Source organism: Planomonospora sp. ID82291, assembly GCF_015711645.1.
GTDB lineage: Bacteria > Actinomycetota > Actinomycetes > Streptosporangiales > Streptosporangiaceae > Planomonospora.
Map to the genome: position 1 here is coordinate 1,611,523 of NZ_JABTEX010000002.1, position 15,603 is coordinate 1,627,125.

The 15,603-nt window shown below is 71.3% G+C and carries 13 protein-coding genes; 4 read left to right on the forward strand and 9 right to left on the reverse strand.

What is annotated here, in order from left to right; translation table 11 throughout:
- Positions 1-2 precede the first annotated feature (2 nt).
- The 8 genes from HS045_RS18155 to HS045_RS18190 all read right to left on the reverse strand — a co-directional run bounded on the left by HS045_RS18155 (position 3) and on the right by HS045_RS18190 (position 9,391).
- Entirely contained in the window at positions 3-998 is a 996-nt protein-coding gene (locus HS045_RS18155; protein WP_230884089.1) for an iron-siderophore ABC transporter substrate-binding protein, read from the reverse strand.
- Positions 999-1,008: 10 nt separating this feature from the next.
- The gene (locus HS045_RS18160) at positions 1,009-1,827 is read right to left on the reverse strand and encodes an ABC transporter ATP-binding protein (RefSeq protein WP_196452499.1); all 819 of its coding nucleotides are present in this window, start codon (positions 1,825-1,827) and stop codon (positions 1,009-1,011) included.
- Between the two features lie 106 nt (positions 1,828-1,933).
- Entirely contained in the window at positions 1,934-3,562 is a 1,629-nt protein-coding gene (locus tag HS045_RS18165; protein WP_196452500.1) for a SpoIIE family protein phosphatase, read from the reverse strand.
- Positions 3,563-3,912: 350 nt separating this feature from the next.
- Positions 3,913-5,085: a phospholipase D-like domain-containing protein gene (locus HS045_RS18170; RefSeq protein ID WP_196452501.1), complete on the reverse strand. Its 1,173-nt coding sequence runs from the start codon at positions 5,083-5,085 to the stop codon at positions 3,913-3,915.
- Positions 5,086-5,312: 227 nt separating this feature from the next.
- Positions 5,313-6,065 carry an MBL fold metallo-hydrolase gene (locus HS045_RS18175; protein WP_196452502.1) on the reverse strand — a complete coding sequence of 251 codons (753 nt, stop codon included), beginning with the start codon at positions 6,063-6,065 and terminating at the stop codon, positions 5,313-5,315.
- 164 nt (positions 6,066-6,229) lie between these two features.
- Complete coding sequence (locus HS045_RS18180; RefSeq protein ID WP_196452503.1) at positions 6,230-7,231, reverse strand: GlxA family transcriptional regulator; 1,002 nt, start codon at positions 7,229-7,231, stop codon at positions 6,230-6,232.
- A 287-nt stretch (positions 7,232-7,518) separates the two neighbouring features.
- A complete protein-coding gene (locus tag HS045_RS18185; protein ID WP_196452504.1) occupies positions 7,519-8,547 on the reverse strand; it encodes a serine hydrolase in 1,029 nt (342 codons plus the stop codon).
- 97 nt (positions 8,548-8,644) lie between these two features.
- Positions 8,645-9,391 carry a hypothetical protein gene (locus HS045_RS18190; protein ID WP_196452505.1) on the reverse strand — a complete coding sequence of 249 codons (747 nt, stop codon included), beginning with the start codon at positions 9,389-9,391 and terminating at the stop codon, positions 8,645-8,647.
- A 392-nt stretch (positions 9,392-9,783) separates the two neighbouring features.
- Here HS045_RS18190 and chvE point away from each other — a divergent pair, with 392 nt between their 5' ends.
- From chvE to HS045_RS36425, 3 genes are all read left to right on the forward strand, one after another.
- Positions 9,784-10,869: a multiple monosaccharide ABC transporter substrate-binding protein gene (gene chvE / locus HS045_RS18195; protein ID WP_196452506.1), complete on the forward strand. Its 1,086-nt coding sequence runs from the start codon at positions 9,784-9,786 to the stop codon at positions 10,867-10,869.
- A 95-nt stretch (positions 10,870-10,964) separates the two neighbouring features.
- Entirely contained in the window at positions 10,965-12,578 is a 1,614-nt protein-coding gene (locus HS045_RS18200; RefSeq protein WP_196452507.1) for a methyl-accepting chemotaxis protein, read from the forward strand.
- A 9-nt stretch (positions 12,579-12,587) separates the two neighbouring features.
- Positions 12,588-12,947, forward strand: a complete 360-nt coding sequence (locus tag HS045_RS36425; RefSeq protein ID WP_196452858.1) for a transposase — start codon at positions 12,588-12,590, stop codon at positions 12,945-12,947.
- A 456-nt stretch (positions 12,948-13,403) separates the two neighbouring features.
- Here HS045_RS36425 and HS045_RS18210 read toward each other — a convergent pair whose 3' ends face one another.
- Entirely contained in the window at positions 13,404-13,916 is a 513-nt protein-coding gene (locus HS045_RS18210; RefSeq protein ID WP_196452508.1) for a hypothetical protein, read from the reverse strand.
- 580 nt (positions 13,917-14,496) lie between these two features.
- Here HS045_RS18210 and HS045_RS18215 point away from each other — a divergent pair.
- Complete coding sequence (locus HS045_RS18215) at positions 14,497-15,579, forward strand: bacteriocin fulvocin C-related protein (protein WP_196452509.1); 1,083 nt, start codon at positions 14,497-14,499, stop codon at positions 15,577-15,579.
- Positions 15,580-15,603 lie beyond the last annotated feature (24 nt).

Below are 15,603 nucleotides of genomic sequence, written 5' to 3' on the forward strand. Positions count from 1 at the left end.
GCTCAACCGGTGTAGGCCTTCACGAGGGCCTCGGCGTACTGCTTGGACGACAGCGGCCCGCCGAAGGTCCAGATGCCGTCGGGCAGCTTGGTGACCTGCTTCTTCTCGACGAACGGCAGCTTCTTCCAGATGGCGTTGGAGGCCAGGCCGTCGGCGAAGACGTCGGTGCCGTCGGAGGCGTTGTAGAAGAAGCGGGTGTCGGGGTCCTTCAGCGCGGTCAGGCCCTCGACGTCGGTGGCGCCCAGGCCCCACACCGGGTCGACTTCGCCCTTCCAGGCGTTGACCAGGCCGAGCCGGGCGGCGACGTCGGAGACCAGGGCGCCCTTGCCGAACATGCGGATGGAGATCTTGCTGCCGTCCTTCCAGCCGTCGGCCATGGCGAACGGCTTGCCGGCGAAGCCCGCGGCGGCGAGCTCGGCCTTGCCGTCGGCCAGCGTGGCGTCCAGGTCGGCCAGGAGCCTGTCCGCCTCGGCGGTCTTGCCCAGCGCGGTGGCGATCAGCTTGAGGTCGTCGCTCATCCGGCCCAGGTTGTCGCTCGCGTCGCTGCCCTTGAAGGTGATGACGGGGACGAACTTCTCCAGCTGCGGAACCAGCGCGGAGTCGCGCTCGGCCTCCATGACGACCAGGTCGGGCTGGAGGGCGGCGATGGAGTCGACGCTCGGCTCCTGGCGGGTGCCGACGTCCTTGACCGAGGGGTCGAGCTCGGCCGCGGTGACCCAGGTGGCGTAGCCCTTGGTGTCGGCCACCCCGATCGGCATGACGCCGAGGCTGACCGCCATCTCGGCCTCGCCCCACTCCAGGGCGACCACCTTGGTGGCGGGACGGTCGAGGGTGACCTGCTTGCCGCGGCTGTCGGTCACGGTGATGGGGGAGGCGGAGGCGGAGGCCGTGCCACCGGAGGAGGCGGCCGGCTCGGGGGCGGCGGTCTCGGTGGTGCCGCAGGCGGCGAGCACGGTGGTGGCGGCCACGGCCACGAGGGCGGTGCGCAGGGGGTTCATGGTGTTCCTGTCAGGTTGTGGCGGGGACGCTTCGGGTGTGCCGGCCGATCGGCCGGGTGGTCACCGTCTTCGTCCTCGGGTCGTGCGTGACCTCGATGCGGATGCCGTACACCTCGGTGAGCAGGTCCTCGGTGAGGACCTCGGCGGGCGGCCCGTCGGCCCGGACGCGGCCTCCGTGCAGCAGGACGACGTGGTCGGCCAGCTCGGCGGCCTGGTTCAGGTCGTGCAGGACGACGCCGACGGCCACGTCGTGGTCGTCGGCCAGGTCGCGCACCAGCTCCAGCAGCTCGATCTGGTAGCGCAGGTCCAGGAAGGTGGTGGGCTCGTCCAAAAGCAGGACGCCGGTGTCCTGCGCCAGGCAGGTGGCCAGCCACACGCGCTGCAGCTCGCCGCCGGACAGCTCGTCCGCCGGGCGGTCGGCCATCCCGGCGACGCCGGTGAGCTCCATCGCCCTGGCGACCGCGCCGTCCCCTCCGGGATCTCCGGCCCGCCACCGGCCCCGGTAGGGGTGCCTGCCGTACCCGACGACGTCCCGGACCCGCACGCCGGAAGGCGTGGTGTGGCTCTGCGCCAGCAGCGTGACCCGCTTGGCGAAGTCCCGGGCCGACATGTCCAGGGCGGACACGTCACCGGTCAGCGTCACCGTGCCCGCCTCCGGCCGGTGGAGCCGGGCCAGCGCCCGCAGCAAGGTGGACTTGCCGCTGCCGTTCGGCCCCACCAGGGCCGTCACGCGCCCCCGCCGCAGGGCGATACGGCCGTTCTCCACGACGGTGGCGCCGTGGTAGCCCAGACGCAGGTCGGTTCCACGTAGCGAGATCTCCTCGGTCACGGAGATTAGGTTAGGCTTACCTGTATAAATGTCAACTTTCAACTATTGGATCATGAGGCGGCGGTCCGAGGGATCGCCGTCCGCGCCCGTCGCGTCGGCGTGCCTGTCACATCGGTGCATCCGTCTCCGCCGGGAGGGGATCCGGCGGCGGGGAGGGGAGCCGCAGGCTGAACCAGACGGTTTTGCCGGTGGCGGTGGGGTGGGCGCCCCACGCGTCGGCCAGTGCCTGCAGGATGGCCAGGCCGCGCCCCGCCTCGTCGGTGCTCCGGGCCCGGCGGGGGCGGGGCAGGTCGGCGCTGTGGTCGGTCACCTCGACGGTGAGCCCGTCGCGGGTGCGCAGCAGGCGCAGGGTGGCGGGTCCCCTGGTGTGGCGGACGGTGTTGGTGAGGAGTTCCGAGGCCAGCAGGCAGGCGGTGTCGGTGAGCTGGGCGCAGTGCCAGGACCGCAGGGTGGCGGTGAGGAAGCGCCGTGCGGCGCCGACCGCGGCCGGGTGGCCGTCCAGGCGGGTCTGGGCGGTCGGCGGAGGGGCCGTCGGGATGCGGGCCAGCAGCAGGGTGACGTCGTCGGCGTGCGCGGTGGTGTCGGGGAGCAGCGCGGACAGCACCTGGTCGGCGGCCTGCTGGAGGTCGGAGGTGGTGCGGAAGGCGGTCCGGAGCCGGTCGGCCAGGGCCGCGAGCTGGACCTCGATGTCGCTCCGGGGCGTCTCCACCAGGCCGTCGGTGTAGAGCACCAGGGTCGATTCGGGGACGATCTCCAGGCGGACCTGCCGGTGGTCGACGCCGCCGACGCCGAGCGGGACGCTGATGGGGGCGGGCAGCCGGTGCACCCGGTCGTCGGGGTCGACCAGCAGGATGGGCAGGTGGCCCGCCGAGCAGACGGTCACGGTGCGGGCGGTGGGGTCGACCACCAGATAGCAGCACGTGACCAGCTGGTCGGGCAGATCGGTGACGAAGGCGTCCAGGGCCTGCATGACCTGCTGGGGCGACATCGCGGTCATGGCCAGGGCGCGGGCGGCCGAGCGCAGCTGCCCCATGACCGCGGCGGCCTCCAGGCCCCGCCCCATCACGTCGCCGATCAGGATGCCGACCTGGCCGCCGGTCAGCGGGATCAGGTCGAACCAGTCGCCGCCGACCCCGGCGCCGGCCCCGGCGGGCAGGTAGCGGCTGGCGGTGTCGATCCCCGACGGCTCGGACGGGGTGCCCATCAGGCTGCGCTGAAGGGTCAGCGCGACGTGCCGCTGCTGCTCGTACAGGCGGGTGAGCTCCTCCTGGGCGCGCCTGCGGTCGGTGACGTCGCGGACGGCCGCGGAGACGAGGAGGCCGTCGGCGGTCTCCAGGGGGCTGAGGCTGATCTCGACGGGGAACTCGCGCCCGTCCTTGCGCAGGCCGTACAGTTCGAGCCCGGCGCCCATGGGGCGGACCTGCTGGTTGGCGGCGTAGTCGTCGCGGTGCACCGCGTGGAGGTCGCGGAAGCGCGCGGGGACCAGCATCTCCACGGGACGGCCGAGGAGTTCGCCGCGGTCGTAGCCGAACACCTGCTCGGTCTGGGCGTTGACCAGGGTGATGGTCCCGGCGCCGTCGACGATGACCATGGCGTCGGGCGCGGACTCCAGCAGGCTGCGGAAGCGCTGCTCGGCGGCCTCGCGGTCGGTCAGGTCGCGGACGGCGGCCGAGGTGAGCGGGCACTCCCGGAGGCAGTGCGGGGCGTCGTCGACGACGCGGCTGCTGATGGCCATGCCGGTTCCTTCGTTCTTCGGGGAGATGTGCTGCAAGTCGGACCAACGGCCTATAAGTGGCCATATCCACTTTAAGTATCTTTGTAATCACGTTTAGTAGTTGCTTATCATGCGTCATTTCAGCACCCCCCGGCACGCCGTGTCAGGGGAACCGCGGGGAATCACCGCTCGCATCCCGGCTCGGGAGCCGCCGACCGGCCGGCCGGGTCTCGGCCGCGGGCTCTCCGGTCGGCCGGGTCTCGGCCGCGGACTCTCCGGTCGGCCGGGTCTCGGCCGCGGACTCTCCGGCCGACCGGGATCCCGCCGGCGGTCCGCCGGGGCGGGGGCGGTGCGTTGGGCGGGGCGGGCCGCTAGGGCGGGGGCGGGCCGCCCATGAAGCGCTCGCCCGCCGCCTCGATGCGCCGGATCTCGGCGCGGAAGAAGCGGGCGAGCTCGGCGCAGGCGGCGGGGTCGACCGGGCCGCCCTCGCGGGCGGGCAGGTCCGGGTACGGGCTGCCGATGACGAAGATGTTCTCGTCGTTGTAGTCGTTGGCGGGCGCGGTGTAGTTGAAGGACCCGGCGACGACGACGGCCTCGTCGATGACCATGAGCTTGTGGTGGAGCTTGCCGAAGGCGGGCCCGCGTCTCGGGAAGTACAGCTCGATGCGGGCGCGGTCCAGGTCGTGGGTGGCCGCCCAGGTCTGCGCGCCCTGGCCGGGGTCCATCGCGCCGGTGACGGTGCGGCCGGCCGCCGCCAGAGCGATCATGGCGTCGTCGATGCCGGACGAGCCGGAGAAGGTGAAGACGGCGAAGTCGACGCGCGCGGTGGCCTTGAGCATCTGCTTCATGATCTCCAGCTCGGGCGCGTGGTCGGGGGCGAACAGCACCTTCACCGGCACCCCGTTGAGGTTGTAGGCGCCGGGGACCTTGCCGTGGGCGCCCCGGCCGAACCGCCCCTCGCGCAGCTGGTCGAACTCGGCGGTGTACACCCGGCAGATCCGCGGGTCGTGGAAGACCACGACGTGGTTGAGGTTGCGGTGGCAGTCGGTGCGGGTGAAGTTCGCCGACCCCGACAGGATCGCCGACGTGGGCAGCGCGCGTTCGCGGTGGTCGCGGATGACGAACTTCTGGTGGAAGATCGCCGGGTTGTAGTCCGCCTTCACATCGACGTTGCAGCGCAGCAGCGCGGCCAGGATCCTCCGGTTCGGCTCCAGGCTCCGCGCCCCGCCCTCCCCGTCGTCCCCGCCCCACTGGACCCGGCGGCGGGCCGCGGACTCGTCCTCGCCGGGCCGTACGGTGACGGCCGGCGGCCTGGCGGAGACCAGGTAGTCCTGCTCCAGCACCATGCGGACGTCCACCCCGCGGAAGCGGGCGTCCAGGACGGCCTGGGCGATGGGCTCGGAGTCGAGCTCCTGCACGGCGATGTCCAGGGAGCGTCGGGCGCCGCCGATGAAATCGATGATCACGCGTTCGAGGTCGTCGGCCGCGCCCAGCTCGACCGGGCCGACGAAGGCTTCGATGGCGCCCCCGGCGAACGTCGTCATACGGCGAGCGTTTCACCGCTGATGCGGACATACAAGATTAATCACTCGAAGTGCACCGCATCATGACCTATCTGATCCGTCCGGCGTCATGGTCCGCGACGGGGCCGGGGGTGGGGGCGGCAGGGGAGGAACTCCGGGCGGGCCGCGGGGGAGGGGGCGGTCGGGATCCGACGCGGCCCGCCGTACCGGCTCGGGCGGCGGGCGGGCCGCGCGGCGGCGGTCCCGCCTCAGGAGAGGATCTCAGGGACGCCGGGGGTGAGCCAGTGCAGGCGGTCGGCGAGTCCCGCGGCTGCGAAGGCCGCGGTGACCTGCCCGGGGTCCTCGGTGAAGTGCTCCCAGGAGGCGTAGTGGATCGGGCAGACCCTGCGGGCCCCCAGCGAGCGGGTGAGCGCCGCGCCCTGCGCGCCGTCCATGCAGATCAGCTCGCCGCCGCCGAAGCCCTGGATGCGCGGGGCCCCCAGGTGCAGCAGCGCGGTGCCGACGGTGAAGCGGCGGCCGACCTCGTCGAGCTCGTCGACGTAGACGGTGTCGCCGGAGATGTAGAGCGCCTCGTCCTCGCCCGGCGCTTCGACGACGAAACCGGTGACGTCCCCGAAGGGGCCGTGCACGCCGGGGGTGCCGGTGACCCGCAGGGTCCTGCCGCCGACGGTCAGCTCACGGGTCGACCAGGGTTCCAGGCCGACGGCTCCGCCGCCGAGGCGGCCGGCGCCGCTGACGGTGGTCAGCACCGGCCGCCCGTCGAGCAGCGCGCGGCCGGCGGTGTCCAGGTTGTCGTAGTGCTCGTCGTGGCTGAGCAGGACGGCGTCCACCGGCGGCAGGTCGGCGGCCCGGATCACCGGGCCCTCGGTGCTGCGCAGGACGACGGGACCGTAGTCGAACGCGGCCGGGGCCGGGTCGAAGACCGGGTCGGTGAGCAGGCGCAGCCCGCCGATCTCCAGCAGGACGGTGGCGGTGCCGATGTGGGTGGCGGTGATCTGCATGTCGGGTGCTCTCTTCGGCGGGCGCGCCCCGTCGGGGCGTGCGGGGTCGGCCGGGCCGCGGGTGCGGGTCCGGCGGGGGCGGGGCGTGCGGCGGAAGGGCGGGGATGCGGGTGCGGGTCCGGCGGGGGCGGGGCGTGCGGCGGAAGGGCGGGGATGCGGTCGGGTCAGGCGGGGGCGGCGGTGCGGAACCTGTTCCGGTACTCGCCCGGCGTGGTGCCGAGCCGGTCGCGGAAGACCCGGTGCAGGGTCTCCACCGAGCGGAACCCGCAGGCCCTGGCGATGTCGGACGGTGGGCGGGGCGTGCGCTCCAGCAGCCGCCGGGCGGCCTCCAGCCGCATGCCCTCGACGAACGCGCCCGGCGTGCTGCCGGTCTCGGCGCGGAAGACCCGGGCGAAGTTCCGCTCGCTCATCGCCATCCGTGCGGCCAGTGCGGGCACCGACAGGTCGGCGTCCAGGTGCTCGCCGATCCACAGCCGCAGGCCGCGGACGTCCTGCCGGCCGCCGGGACGCTGCGCCAGGGGCACGCTGAACTGGCTCTGGCCGCCCGGCCGCTGCAGGTACATGACCATGGCGCGGGCCACGTCGAGCGCGAGTTCGTCGCCGTGGTCCTCGGCGACCAGCGCCAGGGCCAGGTCCATCGAAGAGGTGATGCCCGCGCTGGTCCACATCCGCCCCGAGCGGACGAAGATCGGATCGGGCTCGACCCGGATCCCGGGGTGGTCGGCGGCGAGCCGTCCGGCCGTGGCCCAGTGCGTGGTGGCGCGGTGCCCGTCCAGCAGGCCGGCGGCGGCGGTGACGTGCGCGCCCGCGCACACCGACGCCACCCGGCCGGCCCGCGGACCGGCCTCCCGCAGCCACGCCACCACGCCCGCGTCGACCTGCGGGACCGGCCCCTCCGGGCCGATGAGCATCCGGCCCGGCACCAGCAGGGTGTCGATCGTCCCGCGCTGTCCGGCGAAGGTCTCCTCCACGCACAGCCGCACGCCGGAGAAGGTCGGCACGGGACCGCGCCGCTCGCCGGCCAGCCGTACCTCGTAACCGGGGCGTCCGGCCAGGAACCGGCCGGCCATCGCGAAGACCTCGGCGGGACCGGTGACGTCCAGCGCGTCGACTCCGGGGAACATCGCGACCACGACCAGGTGGGGGACGACGGGGGAGGTGCTCATGCCGTCAACTATCGGGGCGGGCGCCGGCCGTCCGCAATGACAGGTCATTGCAGGATTCCGCCATGATCGGCGGCGCGGCGCCCGATGGCCACCTGTCCGGACCTCGCCACCGCGGTGGCGCCTCCCCGGGTGACGCCGCGATGACGCCGCGATGACACCCGGTGACGCCCGGTGACGCCGCGGTGACGTCGAAGCGGTGCGGAGCGGTGCGGAGCGCGGACACCCGCGGCTCCACCACCGGATCCCTCCCGGGCACCGGTGCGGACGGCCTCCGGGCCGGGAGCGCGTCAGACCTCCAGGGAGTCGAGCAGGTCGAAGGCGGGCCGGTCCACCGACCGCTGCGTGTTGCTCAGTACGGCCACGGCCGTCCCCCGCTCCGGGTCGAAGCCCAGGAAGGAGGAGAACCCGCCGGTCATGCCGTTGTGCCAGATCGCCAGGCGGGCGCCCTGGCGGGGGTGCAGCCGCCGGCCCATCCAGCCGAGGTGGATCCAGGAGAAGGGGGTGATCCGGTGCTCGGTCTGCCGGGTGAGCCGGACCGCCTCGGCCGTCTCGCCGGTGCCGTCGTCCAGCTGGGCGCGGAGGAAGGCGGCCAGGTCGCACGCCGTCGACCGGAGGCCGCCCGCGCCGGCGAGGTCCGCGAGGTGCCACGCCTGGGCGGGCCGGCGGCGCCGGTCGTGCCCGTGCGCGAGGCGTGCGGCCCGGTCGCCGTCGGCGGTGATGACGGTGTCGGACAGGCCCAGGGGCGCGCAGACCTCCCGGGCGATCAGCGTCTCGTAGTCGGTGCCGGCCCGGTGGGCGAGCGCCAGCCCCAGCAGGCCCGCGCCGAGGTTGGAGTAGCGGAACCGGCGTCCGGGCACGGCGCCCAGGCGGGTTCGCGCCAGTCCCCGCAGCAGGGACGCGGCGGTGCACCCGGCGTAGGGATCCGGCGCGGACGGGCGCAGGAGCGCCCTCAGCAGCATGCCCTTGGGCAGTCGCGGCAGGCCGGAGGTGTGGGTGGCCAGGTGCCGGAGGGTGATCTCCGTGCCGTTCCGCGACGGTACCTCCGCCCCCTCGGGCAGCAGCGCGGCCAGCGGCTCGTCGAGGCCGGCGGTCTCCGCCGCGACCATCCGGGCCAGGGCCAGTGAGGTGAACACCTTCGTGACCGAGCCGATCTCGAAGATCGTGCCGGCGTCGGGCTCGCCGTCGCGGTCGCCGCCCGTCCGGCCGGCTCCCCGGATCTCCACCGCATCCCCGGCCAGCGCGACGACGACCACGCCCACGTGCCGTACCGCCAGCCGGTCGGCGGTCTCCTGCACGCGCTCTCCTATGTCTGTCATAACCGACAAACTACAGACGGGGCAATTTAGGTTCCCCTGTCCGCTGCGGGAACCGGGGGGCAGGGGTCGCCCCGCCGGGCCCGCTCCCCGGACGGGGTCAGGAGACCTTCGAGGACGGGGCCTTCCAGGTGTTGCACGCCTTCGGACCGCCCGCCCGGTAGCCCTGCTCGAACCAGTGGACGCGGTTGGCGGGCTTGCCGTACCAGTCGAACCGGTCGTACTCCTCCGGCGTCTCGGCGTCGAGGAGTGGCTTCCAGTTCCCGGCCGTGCGGCCGAGGACCTTCATCGACACACCGGTCAGGCAGTCGGACTGGAGGAAGTAGCGGTACGTCTGCTCGTCCATCTCGGCCTCGATTCCGCTGCTCGGCAGCGCCCACCAGGCGCTGCTGATGCCGGTCTGCGCCTGGATGATCTTGGCGTACGCCCGCGTGATCTCGATGAGGACGGCCGTCTCGGACGTGGCCTTGATCCAGTCGGGGCCGAGCTGCACGTCGATGGTGCTGTAGCAGGGGTTGGCGAAGGAGCCGGAGATCTCCATGCCGGAGAGGCAGACGCCCCTTCTGGCCTTGGCCTTGACCTCCACCCGCACCGGGGAGAAGTCCTTGACGCTCTTGGCCCAGGCGGAGTTCAGGCAGCCGACGACCGTGGTGATCCACTTGGTCGTCGACGCCTTGGATGCGCCTTTGACCGCCTTGCAGGGGACCGAGGGAAGCCTGCCGTGCTCGTAGAGGGGATTGTGGGTCAGCTCGGAAGCGCCCTGGATGGGATAGGAGGACGCGGCGGCCGTACCGGAGAACAACAGGACGGCGGCTCCGGCGGCGGTCGCCGCGGTGCGGATCATCATGGATCATGAGCGTAGAGGGTCGTCCCGCATCTCCGCATTCGCGCGCGGCCGTCTCCTGCGGGGCACCGCCCGGCCCGTGCACGCGGACCGCTCCGTCCGCCCAGTCCGCCCAGTCCGCTCAGTCCGCTCAGTCTGCTCCGTCCGCCGTCCGGGCCGGGGTCCGCCCGGACGGCGGACCCCGCCGGGCCTTCCGGACGCGTGGCCGTACCCGGTGCGCGGCCCACCGGGGAGGGCGGCCTCCTCGGTGCGAACCCGCTGCCGGATTTGGGTCAGCTCGCGGGCCGGGATGTCGATTTGCCTCATAGGGCGGCGGCTGCCGTTCCTCGACGCCAGAGGGCGCCCTCCGGCAGATGGACCCCTGAACGACCCGATGGAGGAGGAGCGTGCCTATCATGATCACGCGAATCGTCGCGCTGGGAACGGCGCTGGTGCTGATGACGGCGGGCTGCTCCGCCGATCCCGGGGCGGAGGCCGCCGGACCCGCCGGTCCGGGGACCATCGGGCTCGCGATGCCGACGGAGACCTCGGCGCGCTGGGTCAGTGACGGCGGCAACATGAAGAAGCAGTTCGAGCTGCTCGGCTACACGACCGATCTGAAGTACGCCGACGACGACATCGCCACGCAGGTCTCCCAGATCGGTGAGATGGTGGACGGCGACGTCAAGGCGCTGGTCGTCGGCGCGATCGACGGCAGCGCCCTCACGTCCGTCCTGGAGAAGGCGGCCGCCGCCGACATCCCGGTGATCTCCTACGACCGGTTGATCCGCGACACACCGAACATCGACTACTACGCCACCTTCGACAACTTCAAGGTCGGCGTGCTGCAGGGCAAGGCCATCGTCGACCGGCTCAAGCCCGCCACGGCCAAGGGCCCCTTCACCATCGAACTGTTCGCCGGATCCCCCGACGACAACAACGCCACGTTCTTCTTCAACGGCGCGATGAGCGTGCTGCGGCCCCACATCTCCTCCGGGAAGCTGGTGGTGCGCAGCGGCCAGCATGAGTTCGCCGACATCGCCACCCTGCGCTGGGACGGAGAGGTGGCCAAGGCCCGGATGGCCTCGATCCTGTCGAAGTCCTACGCCTCCGCACGGCTGGACGCGGTGCTGTCGCCCTACGACGGCATCTCCCGGGGGATCCTCGCGGCTCTCCAGGCGGGCGGGTACGGCACCGCCGCCAAGCCCCTGCCCGTCATCACCGGGCAGGACGCCGAGGCGGACTCGGTGAAGCTGATCGCCGCCGGCCGGCAGAGCCAGACCGTCTACAAGGACACCCGTGAGCTGGCCAAGGTCGCGGTCCGGATGACCGACATGCTGCTGCGGGGCGAGACGCCCCCGGTCAACGACACCGAGCAGTACCACAACGGGGTGAAGGCCGTGTCCACCTTCCTGCTGCAGCCGGTGGACGTCGACAAGTCGAACTACCGGCGGATCCTCGTCGACGGCGGCTACTACACCGCCGAGCAGCTCAGCGGCTGACCGCCTCTCGGGCCGCCCCCTGCCCCGTGACCGTGCAGTACCACCGGTGCCCGACGCCCGACGCCCGACGCTTGTCGCCTAAGGAGCCCTCTTCCATGAACACCCCGCCCCACCCCGCCCCCCGACGCCGAGGCCGGCTGGCCACCGGCTTCCTCAACCGGCCCATCGCCGTCAAACTCATGACCCTGGTCGGCGCCAGCCTCCTGGCCCTGACCGCCTGCTTCGCCGTCACCGTCGTCAACAACCGCGCCGTCGACACCGCCAACGAACGCCTCGGCCGCCTCAACGAGGCCAACGCCGTCGTCCTGCAACTCGACCGCCTGGCCGCCGACCTGAAGGTCAACGGCCTGGAAGCCGTCATCCGCGACACCCCCGCCCAGCAGCGCCAGACCCTGCAGGCCCAGACCACGGCCACCCAGGAGACGCTGAGGCGCCTGCAGGCCATCGACGTGCCCGCCGACCAGCGCGCCTCCATCACCCGCATCACCACCGCCTTCACCGACTACACCGACGTGATCGGCCGCTTCGTCGACAGCGCCGCCGCCGACCAGGACCAGGCCCGGCGCAGCTGGGAGCAGATCGGCGTCGACAACTACCTCACCAGCGCCGTCACCCGCAACGAGCGCGCCTTCTTCGCCCGCAGCATCGAGCAGGCCACCGCCGACGCCGCCGCCAGCCGCGAGCAGGCCACCCGGCTGATCCTCATCACCGTGCTCGTCACCGCCGTCATCCTGGCCGGCCTGGCCCGCGTCGTGGTCATCTCCATCACCCGCCCGCTGCTGCGGGTGCGCCGCTCCCTGGCCGCCATGGCCGACGGCGACATGACCGTCACCAGCGATGTGACCACCACCGACGAGGTCGGCCAGATGGCCCGCGCCATGGACCAGGCCCAGGCCAGCGTCCGCAACGTGGTGGCCTCGGTGTCGGCCTCGGCACGGGCGGTGGCCGCCGCGGCCCAGGAGATGGCCTCGGCCACCGACGCGGTGGCCGCCTCGGCCCGCCGCGCCGCCACCGAGGCCCAGGCCGTCTCCGACACCGCCGCGTCGGTCTCGCAGAACGTCGAGATGGTCGCCACCGGGTCGGAGGAGATGGGCGCCTCGATCCAGGAGATCGCCGGCAGCGCGCTGGGCGCCGCCCGGGTGGCCGGGCAGGCCGTCGAGGTCGCCGGCCAGACGACCGTGCAGATCGGCAAGCTGGGCGAGTCCTCCCGGGAGATCGCCACCGTGGTCGCGCTGATCACCTCGATCGCCGAGCAGACCAACCTGCTGGCGCTCAACGCCACCATCGAGGCGGCGCGGGCCGGGGAGTCGGGCAAGGGCTTCGCGGTGGTGGCCAGCGAGGTCAAGGAACTGGCGCAGGAGACCGCGCGGGCCACCGAGGACATCTCCCGGCGGGTGCAGGCGATCCAGGACGACACGGCCGGGGCGGTGACCGCGATCGGCCGGATCAGCTCGGTGATCGGGCAGATCAACGATTCCCAGGGGGTCATCGCCAGCGCGGTGGAGGAGCAGACCGCCACGACCAACGAGATGAGCCGCAGTGTCACCGCGGTGGCCGAGGGCTCGCGCGACATCGCCGAGAACATCGCCGAGATCGCGCGGGCGTCGCAGACGACCACCGAGAGCGTGGCCCGTTCCCAGCAGGCGGTGGGCGAGCTGAACGTGATGGCGGGCGAGCTGCGCGACCTGGTGGCGCATTTCCGCTGCTGACCCGCCCGCATCCCCGGCGCCCGGACCCCGGCGGTCCGGGCGCCTGTCCGGCGTCGGCGCGCCCGCTGCGCCGCCGTCCGAGAACGCCGGGAGCGGCTCGCCGCCTGCTACCAGGAGCGCTGGGAGGCCGAAACCGGATTCGCTCAACTGAAGATCCACCTGCGCGGTCCCGGCAGGGTCCTGCGGTCGCGGACCCCGGACCTGGTCCGCCAGGAGATCTGGGCCTGCCTCCTCACCCACTGGGCCCTGGCCACCCTGATCTGCACCGCGGCCACCGCGGCCGGGGTCGACCCAGACCGGATCAAGTTCCCGGCCACCCTCCGGATCGTGCGCCGCTCGGTCACCGACCGAGTGGCCTTTCCCCCCTGAACCCCCACATGATCTCTGGGCCCACACCGTTCACCAGGTCGGCCGCCCCCGCAACCGCAATCCCGAACGCCGCCACCGGACCTACCCTCGCTCCGTCAAGCGCACCCGGCGCAGCAGCTACCGCGAACGACGCCCCCGTGACAAGGGCACCCGCCACGCCGGACCGCCCACCGTCCAGCTCCTGCTCGACCTCCGCACCACCAGACCCGAATGATCTATCTAAACGGCATTGGGGGGCATCGGCGAGGGAAAAGACCGCTTGTTCCTGGAGGCCTCGCCGCGCTGAGGATGCTGCGACTCTCGCTCGCCGAGATCCGCCGGGTTCCGGCCCGGCTGTTCATCCCCGCGGCCGATGCCATCGATCATGTCCTGGCTTGGTAGGACTTCCGGCGACGTCATCAGACACATGCCCTGATCAGCCACTACCGGAGACACGGTAATCCACTCCCCGTGAACCTACGAATGTAGTCCCTGGCTCCCCCGGGAGCGCAACGATGTGGCGTAGGCGAGACCGGCGGCGACGAGGGCCGCCAGCAGCAGCCCTTCTCCGAGAGTGTGGATGAGGTAGCGGGTCACGTTTCGGTCGAGCATCCACCGGGCGTCGACGGCGGAGTAGACGAGCTGGGCGACACCGATGGCGGCGACCCAGCGGACATGAGAAGTGGCTGCGGCGGTGAAGTAGGCGGCTGAGACGGGCCAGATCCAGCCTGCGGGAGACCAGGACACGAAGTGATAGGCGAAGACCGCGGCCACTGAGAGCAACAGCACGGCTATCGGCAGGCGGCGCCTGAGGAGCAGGATCGCGCCGAGGAACAGGGCGCAGGGGATCACCGCCGACCAGGGCGACCGCACCCCGGTGGCGAGGGCGACGGCGACGAACACCACCACGGTGACGGCGGCGAGGGAGAGATCAACGATCCTGGCGAAACGGCGGATGGCGGTCTGCGGACGCGGCGGCGATGCGGGCATCTGAGGTCCTTTCCGAGAGGTGATGGTGTAACACGCTAGAACGATTTGCACTGACGTGGAAAGAGTCAGGGCGGTCGATCACGGTCAATGACGGGGCAACCAGCGGCAGTAAGGTTCCAGTCTGGGAGGGCCCTGCAGCCATACACGTTCGAATTATCTCGTGATTCGCACTTCAGGCCCGGGCTCGGGGGACGGTGGCCCCTTCGAAGAAGGAGATCTGAATCATACGGAACGGAATGGCGACGGCACATTGAGTCATGCGGACCGTCCAAGAAAGACGGAGCCGCCCGGAGGGGGCGGAGGTGGACGGTGCTGTCCCTGTATCGACTGCCGCTCCATGCCGAGGAACGCCTCCATCCACTCCCCGCCCGCAGGCGCACGTATGCCCGAAAAAGTGGATGCCCGCACACTTGCGCAGCTCATGGAGGCCGCTGTGGAGTACGTACGCGCCAGGACCGTCAGCATATGAGCCGCCGCCGGACGCGTTCGCTCAACCACCGTCGAGATGAGAAAGGATCGAGCGGGCGCCTCGGAGCGCACGACGTGATCGACTTGGAACATATTCGGCTTCCCCGATCACTTGACGAGCATCAAGGGAATCAATATATTTCAACCGTCGCACCAGGGAATATGTGGAGAAGATTTCGTGGAAAAAAATCAAAGCCATCTCTGGATTCTTGCCTTCGATGCATCCTGCGGCCAATGCCGAGGATTGGCGGCCGAGATCAAGAAGTTTGCCGGAAATCGGCTCGACGTTGCCCCAATAAATCGCCCGGATGTCATCGCCTGGAGAAGGAGGGCGCTAGGCGAGAACGCGCCTCACAGGCCCACTCTCATCAGAGTGGGAAGTGTCGATGTGCGCGCGTGGACGGGGGCGGGTATGGCGGTTCGACTCGCCGCGCGGATGGGGATCAGCGGAACCTATCGACTTCTGTCTGTCCTCGGTGAAAGTCGGGGAGCGAGCACCGACCACGACGGTTCCGGCACCGAGAGCACCGCAGGACGTCGCCAGTTCCTTCGGTTCGCCGGCATCGGCGTCGCCGTATCGGTGATCGCCGGAAGAACATCCCTTGCCCAAGCCGCTGTCGCGCCTTCACCTGCCGATAGGTGGGTGCAGGAAAATAGGGCGAATCTGCCTCGCACGTACAATGCCTTCAGCGCATACAGCCTGGAATATCGTCGGGCCATCTTCGCTGAACTCTCCCCCGAGGAGTGCAGCACCCTCTGGACCGCCCATGTCAAGGAGTACCGCGATGCCCATCCGGGCATGACGCCGGAGCAGAACAAGGTGATTGAGTTCGCCGTGGAGCTGTTCGGCGATGCGACCACCTTTACGGTCCCGGTGGCTGAGGGGACATATCAGAAGGTTCAGTCGCTGGGCGAATCGGCGATCGCCTCTTTCGGGAAGGACGAGGCGCGCGCCTTGGTAGCCAACCTCGGCCCTCAGCCGGTTCGCACGAAGCCTGCAAGTGTGCGTCCGGACGGTCTGGCCTTGGACAGTGCATGCACCTGCAAGGTCAGTGACGATTGGTGCGGGCAATATGAAAGGTGTCGGGGCGGGGCATACGGCTGCGGTCAGCACCGCGGCTGCGGCACGGGGTGGATATTCATATGCGATGGAATGTGTTGCGCGAACACGACCGCGGGGTGGCTCTGTTCCTGAAGCCCGGTCGGTCCGATCTTGTGA